The sequence below is a fragment of the Rathayibacter tanaceti genome (assembly GCF_001634385.1).
In the GTDB taxonomy this organism is placed as follows: domain Bacteria; phylum Actinomycetota; class Actinomycetes; order Actinomycetales; family Microbacteriaceae; genus Rathayibacter; species Rathayibacter tanaceti.
The window spans coordinates 1-5,493 of record NZ_LIIN01000154.1 but is presented as its reverse complement, the minus strand read 5'-3'; the positions used below and the strand labels follow the sequence as shown (position 1 = coordinate 5,493).

The window sequence follows — 5,493 nt, the reverse complement described above, 5'->3', positions numbered from 1 at the left end:
GGCGGCTCCGGCGGCGGACGCCCCCGGTCGGCGGGGGCGCGGGGCACGAGTAGCGGCGCGCGGCCGCGAGCACGCAGCCCCCGAGCAGGCGGCGCTCGTAGACTGGTCGCATGCCTCCGATCGTCCACGGATTCGACTGGCCCGATCGCGTCGTCGTCGGAACCGTCGGCTCGCCCGGCTCGCGCTCCTTCTACCTCCAGGCCAAGACCGGACCTCGCGTGGTCAGCGTCGGCCTCGAGAAGCAGCAGTCGGCGCTGCTTGCCGAGAAGATCGACGAGATCCTCGACCAGCTGATGACCGCCCAGGGCAACCCGGTCAGCGTTCCCGCGGGGACGCCTCCCGAACTCGTCGACAACGACCCGCTCGACCAGCCCGTCGAACCCGAGTTCCGCGTCGGTGGGCTCAGCCTCGGCTGGGACCCGTCGACGGCGCAGATCGTGATCGAGGCGTACCCGCTGACGGAGGCCGACGACGACTCCGCCGAGGAGCCGGAGCCCACCGAGATGCTCCAGGTGAAGATCCCCGTGGGCACGGCGCGCGCCTTCGCCAAGCGGACGCTCGAGGTGGTGGGCGCCGGCCGTCCGCTCTGCCCGCGCTGCGGCGAGCCGATGGATCCCGACGGGCACGACTGCCCGCTCGCATGAGCGACACGGGCGGGCTCGACGGCGAGCTCGAACTGGCGGGACGGATCACGACCGCCTCGAACGCGACCTTCCTCGCGCAGATCGGCGAGGCTCCGGTCGTCTACAAGCCGATCTCGGGCGAGAAGCCGCTCTGGGACTTCCCCGACGGAGTGCTCGCCGGGCGCGAGACGGCCGCCTACCTCGTCTCGGAGGCGCTGGGCTGGAACGTGGTGCCGCGCACCTGGCTCCGCGACGGGCCGCTCGGGCCGGGCATGGTCCAGCTCTGGCAGGACATCGACCCCGAGCAGGACGCCGTCGACCTGGTGCCTGCGGCCGCGGTGCCCGCCGGGTGGCGGCACGTCTTCGACGGTACCGACGAGGAGGATCGCGAGATCTCGCTCGTGCACGAGGACTCGACGGCGCTGCGCCGGATGGCCGTGTTCGACGTGGTCGCGAACAACGCCGACCGCAAGGGCGGGCACGTGCTCGCGATGCCGGACGGGCACCGCTACGGGGTGGACCACGGGCTCACCTTCCACGCGGAGCACAAGCTGCGCACGGTGCTCTGGGGGTGGATCGGCGAGCCGCTGCTCGAGGAGGAGCTGGCGGCGCTGGCCTCCCTGCGCGGCCGGCTCGACGGGGCGCTCGGCGCGGCGCTGTCGGAGCTGCTGACCCCGGAGGAGGTCGCGGCGTTCGCGAAGCGCTGCGAACGCCTGGGCTCGTTCGGGCGCTTCCCGGGACCCCGCGGCACCATGCCGGCCGTGCCGTGGCCGCTGTTCTGACCGGTCGCGTCAACAACGAAGGATGAACATGTCCGGAGCAACGAGGACGCGGGGATCTCGGGGCCCAAGAAACGAATTCTTCCTTCGTTGTTGACGGCAGGTTCCCTCAGAAGCTCCAGCCGCGCCCGAACAGCTCGTCGCCGGGCGCCCGGCTGTCCGATCCTGAGCCCCGAGCGCCGAGGTAGGACGAGACGACCGCGGCGCCCAGATCGTCCGCCTCCGGATTCACCACCGAGCCTCCCACCCGCCGGGCGAGCGAGTCGATGAAGCGGGCCAGGCCCGGGTCCTCCCCCAGCCGGAAGAAGGTCGTGCGCGCGCCGAGGCGCAGGGAGGCGTCGAGCTCGCGCACCGACACCGCGATCGTCACCGGGTCGGGCGGGTAGTCGAAGAAGATCCCGCCGTCGGGTTCGAGGTGCGCCGTCGGCTCCCCGTCGGTGACGATCAGCAGAACCGGCTGCGCGTTCGGATGCTTGCGGAAGTGCCGGTTCGCCAGCAGGAGCGCGTGGTGCAGGTTGGTGCCCTTGTCCCACTCCGCGTCGAGGCCGACCAGCTGCTCGACGTCCATCACCTCGGCCTGCCGGCCGAACGCGATCAGTTGCAGCACGTCTCCGCGGAACCGGCTGCTGATCAGGGTGTGCAGGGCGAGGGCAGTGCGCTTCATCGGCACCCAGCGGCCGTCCATCGCCATCGAGAAGGAGGTGTCGACGAGCAGCGCGACGCAGGCCTGCGTGCGCGCTTCCGTCTCCTGCACCTCGACGTCGCCGATCTCGATCCGCACCCCGGAGCCGACGGGGCGGCCCTCGCCCGCGGTGCGGGTCAGGGCGTTGGTCACGGTGCGGGGGATGTCCCAGGCCTCGGTGTCGCCGAACTCCCAGGCGCGGGTCGCTCCTGAGCGCTCACCGGCGGCACCTGCGCGCCGAACGTCGCGGGCCCCCTGCCGGCCCGAGACGGTCTCGGCGATGTCGCGCAGGAGCGCCCTGCCGAGCTGGCGCATCGCCTTCGGACTGAGCGCGAGCCGACCGTCGGAGCCGCGGCGCAGCGTTCCCGAGTCGCGGAGCGCGCGCTCCAGGCGCTTCAGCGTCTGCGCGTCGACGGAGGCGTCCTCGCCCAGGCGCCGGGCGAGCAGGTCGAGGTCGAGGTCGTCGAGGGAGGAGCGGTCGGACTGCGCGAGTTGGTCGGCGAGGGCGTCGAGGTCGGCGAGCTCCTGGAACACACCGGTGCCGTCGCCGAGGCCGAGGCCCTGCTCGCCGTCCATCCGCTCGGAGCCGCCCCAGTCCTCGCCGGGTCGGAGACCCCGGAGCGTCTCGTCGAGACGACCGAGCGACTGCATCAGCTCGGGACTGCCGAAAGCCTGCTGCGCGAGGGCGTCGAGCTCCTCTCGCTGCTCGGCGGTCATCGAGTTGCGCATCCGCTGGGCCGCCGCGGCGCGGGCGGCGAGGGCGTCGATCAGCTCGTCGACCGACTCCGGCCCCTCGGGGAAGTACTCGCCGTGCTGCGCCATGAAGGCGTCGAACTGCTCGGGAGTGTCCTCGCCGCGGGCGTGCGCCTCGAGCAGGTCGTTGAGGTCGCGGAGCATCGCGTCGATCGCGGCGCGGTCCTCGTCGCTCGCGTTCGCGAGCGCCTGCTTCATCCCCTCGAACCGCTGGTCGAGCATCTCGCGGCCGAGGAGTTCGCGGATCCGCTCGAAGTCGGCGCGCGCCTCAGGGCTCTGCCAGCGGTACCCGCTGAGCTCAGAGACGGCCGCGGCGGGCGAGGGAGGGAGGCTGTCGAGCTGGATCTCGGCGAGCGCGCGGTCGCCGTCGTCCATCTGCGTGTCGCGGGCGAGCTGCTTGCGCTCGGCGAGCACGGCCCGGTCGAGCAGCTCGCGGATCTCGCGGAGTGTGCCGTCGAGGTTGTTCTTCTGCGTCAGCTCGCGACGACGCTCGGCCACCCGCGCGGCGAGGTCGTCGAGCCCGTCGCGGTCGCGGGCTCCGCGGCGGAGGAACTCGCGCAGCGCCCGCTCCGGCGAGGTGCCCGCCATGACGTCCTCGCCGATCGCGTCGAGTGCCTCCGAGAGGTCGACGGGAGGCGCGAGCGGGTCCGGTCCGCCGGCGTACTTCGCGTAGCGGGCGTCGCGCTTCAGCCGCCGGTTGCTCCGGGGAGCGTCAGCCATAGACGGCCTCGCCCCCGCCCGTCTCCTTGCTCAGCTTGCGCGAGAGGTAGAGGCCCTCGAGGGCGAGCTCGACGGCTCCGGCCCGGCGCCCGTCACCCACAGCGCCCAGCCGCTCGGCGACCTCGTCGTAGACGCGGGCCTCGCCCAGCAGGGGCAGGCCCGCGAGGAACTCGCGCGCCGTGACCTGCTCACCGGTGGTGATCATCGCTCCGTTCTCGACCGCCTCGACGAGCGGGCCGAGGTCGATGCCGCGCAGGTGGGCGCGCACCGTCTCTGCGGTGGCCTGCCGGAGGAGGTGGTCGAGGACCTCGTCCTCGCGGCCCTCCTCACCCGACTCGAACTCGATCTTGCCGCCGAGCACGTCGACAGCGGTCTCGAGGTCGATGGGACGGGCGACCGCCTCCTTCTCGCCGCGGCGCGTGGCGCGGTGCAGGGCCGCGGCGGCGATGGTCTCGGCGCCGGCGATGGCGAAGCGGGCGCTCACTCCGCTGCGCTGGTCGACGGAGCTCGACTCGCGCAGGGCCCGGGTGAAGCGGGCGAGGATCTCGATGAGCGCGTCGGGGACGGTCGCGACGAGGTCCGCCTCCTGACGGATCACGGCGATCTCGTCGACGAGCGCCGTGGGGTAGTGGGTGCGGATCTCGGCCCCGAAGCGGTCTTTGAGCGGCGTGATGATGCGGCCGCGGTTCGTGTAGTCCTCGGGGTTCGCGCTGGCGACGACGAGCACGTCGAGCGGGAGGCGGAGGACGTAGCCGCGGATCTGGATGTCGCGCTCCTCCATCACGTTGAGCATCGCGACCTGGATGCGCTCGGCGAGGTCCGGCAGCTCGTTGATCGCAACGATGCCGCGGTGGCTGCGCGGGATGAGGCCGAAGTGGATGGTCTCGGGGTCGCCGAGGCTGCGACCCTCGGCCACCTTCATCGGATCGACGTCGCCGATGAGGTCGGCCACGCTGGTGTCCGGGGTGGCCAGCTTCTCGACGTAGCGCTCCTCGCGCGGCCGCCAGGCGACCGGGAGGTCATCGCCGAGCTCCTGCGCGCGCCGCAGGCTCACGGTGCTGATCGGCTCGTACGGGTGCTCGCCCAGCTCCGAGCCCTCGATCACCGGCGTCCACTCGTCGAGCAGGCCGACGAGGGTGCGCAGGAGGCGGGTCTTGCCCTGTCCCCGCTCGCCCAGCAGGACGATGTCGTGACCGGCGATGACCGCGCGCTCGACCTGCGGGATCACGGTCTCGGCGAAGCCGTGCAGACCCGGCCAGGGGTCGCGGCCCTCCCGCAGGGCGTCGAGCAGGTTGTCGCGGATCTCGGTGCGGAGGCTCTTCTGCACGTGGCCGGAGGCACGGAGCTGGCCGAGGGTCTGGATCGTCGGGCGCATCACCTCGTCCACGCTACGCCGCAGGGGCGACCCGTGGTGGAGGTGCGGGAGGATCGTCAGGCGACGCATCCCCTCACTGGCTTGTGTAGTACGTGGTGAGCCAGTAGTCGCTGCCCTCGGGCACCGAGACATCGAGGACGGTCGGCTGCCCGGGGTTCGAGAGCGGGACGGCGGCGATGCCCGAACCGTCGTCGCCACAGGTCGCCCCCACCGTGTTCGGCCGGTCCTGCCGAACGGTGATCGAGTACTCGCCGCTCCCGGTGCAGCGCAGAGCGAGGACGACCTTCGAGGCAGCGCCCTCACCGGGTGCGGGCAGCCTCTCCGTAGCGCTCGCAGACCCGATGAAGGTCCCCGCCGGCCTGCGGTCGGAGTAGACCGCGGCGACCTGCGAGTCCATCTGCCGCAGGAGCGCGGTGTCGCCGACGGGCGTCGGCGACGGGGAGGAGGCGGCCGTCGTGTCGGGCCGTGGGGTGGCAGCGGTGGTACACCCCGCGAGGAGGGCGGAGCCCGCGACGAGGGCGGCGAGGGCGATCGAGCGCGCCGCGGCGGGCGGCGTTCGCG

Annotated in this window: 5 protein-coding genes; 2 read left to right on the top strand and 3 right to left on the bottom strand. The window is 72.7% G+C overall.

Translation table 11 applies throughout. The annotated features are described in order from the left end of the window. The first annotated feature begins 110 nt into the window (after nt 1-110). Both ACH61_RS13690 and ACH61_RS13685 read left to right on the top strand, forming a co-directional pair. The gene (locus tag ACH61_RS13690; RefSeq protein ID WP_068213001.1) at nt 111-644 is read left to right on the top strand and encodes a DUF3090 domain-containing protein; all 534 of its coding nucleotides are present in this window, start codon (nt 111-113) and stop codon (nt 642-644) included. Continuing rightward, nucleotides 641-1,405: an SCO1664 family protein gene (locus ACH61_RS13685; protein ID WP_068212999.1), complete on the top strand. Its 765-nt coding sequence runs from the start codon at nt 641-643 to the stop codon at nt 1,403-1,405. The genes ACH61_RS13690 and ACH61_RS13685 overlap by 4 nt, the downstream gene beginning before the upstream one ends. Nucleotides 1,406-1,511: 106 nt before the next feature. On the opposite strand, the gene ACH61_RS13680 is transcribed toward ACH61_RS13685, so the two are convergent. The 3 genes from ACH61_RS13680 to ACH61_RS17540 all read right to left on the bottom strand — a co-directional run. Further along, nucleotides 1,512-3,557, bottom strand: coding sequence for a vWA domain-containing protein (locus ACH61_RS13680; RefSeq protein WP_068212996.1), 2,046 nt, complete (start codon nt 3,555-3,557; stop codon nt 1,512-1,514). Then, nucleotides 3,550-4,932, bottom strand: a complete 1,383-nt coding sequence (locus tag ACH61_RS13675; protein ID WP_068212993.1) for a magnesium chelatase — start codon at nt 4,930-4,932, stop codon at nt 3,550-3,552. The genes ACH61_RS13680 and ACH61_RS13675 overlap by 8 nt, the downstream gene beginning before the upstream one ends. Nucleotides 4,933-5,005: 73 nt before the next feature. Further along, a partial coding sequence (locus ACH61_RS17540) for a hypothetical protein (RefSeq protein WP_201787616.1) occupies nt 5,006-5,493 on the bottom strand: 488 nt, incomplete at its 5' end.